This is a genomic window from Pseudomonas sp. IT-196MI5, from assembly GCF_949767415.1.
Classification (GTDB): Bacteria; Pseudomonadota; Gammaproteobacteria; order Pseudomonadales; family Pseudomonadaceae; genus Aquipseudomonas.
Genome location: NZ_CATKPZ010000038.1, coordinates 1 through 2,828 on the forward strand (window position 1 = coordinate 1; position 2,828 = coordinate 2,828).

Below are 2,828 nucleotides of genomic sequence, written 5' to 3' on the forward strand. Positions count from 1 at the left end.
ATTGCCGTCGTAGGCGAAGGATTCGGTCTGCCATTCCAGGCCGTCCTTGTGCCCGGCATGACGGGCGATCAGGCGGCCGAGCGCGTCGTATTCGAATTCGGTAACGCGGTCGCCATCGAGGCGGCGGGTCGGCTGATTGCTGCCGTGGTCGTACAGGTAGTGGGTGGTCTGCTGGTCGAAGCCGGTTTCCTTGAGCAGGCGCCCGGCCGGGTCGTATTTGAAGCTGGCGCTGCTGTTGTTTTCGTTGCGCAGTTCGATCAGTTGGCCGAGACGGTCCCAGCGGTAGTCGAGGGTTGTGTCGTTGGCGTCCTGGCGCTGCCGGATCAGCCCGGCTTCGTTGTAGTGCCAGGTGGTGCGTTGGCGCAGGGCATCGGTGTGGGTGAGCAGGCGGCCCTCGGCGTTGTAGGCCAGTTGCTTGGCACCGCCGTTGGCATCGGTGATGACCACGGGCAGGTTGTCGCTGTTGTAGGTGTACTGGGTTTTGTTCTCCAGCGGGTCGATGGTTTCGATGATGTTGCCGCGTTGATCGTAGTCGTACCGCCACAGGCCGCCTTCGTCGTCGCGGGTTTTGAAATTGGCATAGGCATTAGCGCGATCAAGCTAATGCCGGGGTCGTCCATTGTTAAAGAGCGGGGGCGGTCAGCGATGCACGGAGCCGCGCGAGCCGCTGGCGATCAGGGTCGCGCCACATCCGGTTTTCATGCCGTCCAGAGCTACCGGAATGCCGTTGGCGGAGTAAGTGCTGCTGCCCTCCGTGATCGGGAAGTCGCCTTTACACAACGGGCAGCTCACCATGTTGCCTTTGCCGGCCATCGGTTTGCCGTTGAGGTTGGTGTGGGGGATGGATTCAGTGACAACACCGCCGTGGTCGGTGGTGTCGTCGAGGCGGATGATCAGCATCATTTTACAGCTCTTGCTCTGTACTAGCGGCTGTTTTGGTCCATTGGCAGGTATATGAGGTCGGGTAATTATTCATACTGGCTCATCTCGTTTTTCAGATCAGAAAGAAGGGCGTGCGGAGTCTTGCTAAGTCCTTTGTTTCCAAGTGTTGGAAATGCAAGGAATGTTCTATTGTCTTTTTCCATTCCAGGTATCCAGCTTTCAATAAACGTCTTCATCTCAATGTATTTTTCCGTTAAATCGCTCCATTCATCGGTGGCGCACATTTGTGCGAAGCACTCTTCGGGCCAAAGTGGAACTGAAAATATCTTTCCATTGGCGGTTGCCCAGCCTTCATTGAAGAGTCCCCATAGGAGCATAGAGTCCGCAGTTTTCCGCAAAAAATAGTCGTATCGCTCCTGCTGAGTTAGAGATATGATATTTTGAATTTTCTTTGGGTGAATGCTCATCAGTAATCACCTACTCTAGGTTCGGCTTCTTGTTTCAATGCGACGCATCTCGTTAATACTGCCGATAACATCTGTGTCCTACCGCTAATTTGTGTGGGACGTGAAATGGTCGATCATTATAGTGATCGCCCTATCCGTATCTGCATTCATGGAGTCGAGGAGTTCAATAAACCAAGATAGATCCTCGCCAAGACTCAATGTGTCATTTTCGTCTATTGATAATAAGCAAATGGCCATTCTTGCCATTAATATGCGCGGATTTTGAAAGTCCCTAATGGAGTCTTCAGTATCAACTATTTCCCACCATCGCATTGACTCTGCCCGACACATATCGCCTGTAATGGCTCCGTTAATATAGCCCTTGGCAATCTCGATAGGGTCTCTAGAGTCGTTCGGGAATGCAATGTGTAGCTCTTCTAGTGTCTTGGTTATGTACTTGAGATATAAGCATATTGCCTCGCGATGGTCCGCTGGCCAGTTAATTGATCCGATTGTAAAATTCATATATTAACTCCAAAGTATTTCTGAATGTCGCGACAGGATGAGCATGCAGGTTTGGGTGTATTGTGCCCGGATCCTGAAATTCCGATATTCACTGCTCGACTGGTGCCGCCTGCGGGATCTACTCCCGCATTTAATGCTTTGTCGAGGCAAACAATTTCAGCGCATCCTCCGTGCCAATTCGCTCGGTTTGCTCCGGGCGTCCCCATTAAAGCGCCAGTTACTTTCGGATTGTGAGGTGCGCTTTCTCCGCTTATCCCTGTAAATACTTGGTTCCCAACTCGCAATTCTGCCGCTGCTCCAGATTTTTTACCTGCAGAAAGTGCGGCATTGGCAGCTGCCTCTGCAAATGACAATCCGAGCGGATCAACCCATCCGGCCGGATTTGGCGCATATGCATAGACATTCAACCCACCCGCAAAGCCAATCGGATCCTTGCCAATAAATCGCCCTACCTGAGGATCATAGTACCGATAGCGGTTGTAGTGCAGCCCGGTTTCCACATCGAAGTACTGGCCTTGAAAGCGCAATGGATTGCGGATATCCGCCCGCTTGGCAGTCTCGCTGCGTTGCTCCTTGGCCAAGCCCCAGACCTTGTAGACCCCACTCCAGGCGATGTCGCCGTGCTCGTCGGTCAGCTCCATCGGCGTGCCGAGGTGATCGCACTGGTACCAGGCCAGTGCATTGAAGTTTATTGGCGTTGGCTTGTGCTGCCACACCGGGTCATGGTCGATGTCGTAAGCGCCCTCATAGACCGGCTCGGCCACCAATTGGATGCTGCGTTGCTCCACCGCCTGCGCCACCGGCACAAAACTGCCCGGTTCAAAAAAGTAGTGGGTCAGGCGTTCGCGCTTGTCGTTGTTGCGGCTTTCGAAAGCCAGCAGATCACCGTCCCAGCCATAGATCGTGTAGCCGCAGCCGTATTGTTCATCGAGCTTGGCCCGCTCCAGCTTGTTCCACATCGGCCCGGCTTCGCGG

At 53.6% G+C, this 2,828-nt stretch carries 3 protein-coding genes and 1 pseudogene; all 4 read right to left on the minus strand.

Annotated features, from left to right (window positions below):
• Window positions 1-447: pseudogene (locus ACM6IK_RS20800) on the minus strand (hypothetical protein); the annotation flags it as partial.
• Window positions 448-639: 192 nt separating this feature from the next.
• A complete protein-coding gene (locus tag ACM6IK_RS20805) occupies window positions 640-900 on the minus strand; it encodes a PAAR domain-containing protein (protein WP_414875817.1) in 261 nt (86 codons plus the stop codon).
• Between the two features lie 68 nt (window positions 901-968).
• The gene (locus ACM6IK_RS20810) at window positions 969-1,349 is read right to left on the minus strand and encodes a DUF2750 domain-containing protein (RefSeq protein ID WP_414875815.1); all 381 of its coding nucleotides are present in this window, start codon (window positions 1,347-1,349) and stop codon (window positions 969-971) included.
• Between the two features lie 500 nt (window positions 1,350-1,849).
• Window positions 1,850-2,828, minus strand: a 979-nt coding sequence (locus ACM6IK_RS20815) for an RHS repeat domain-containing protein (protein WP_414875816.1), incomplete at its 5' end; no start/stop codon positions are given.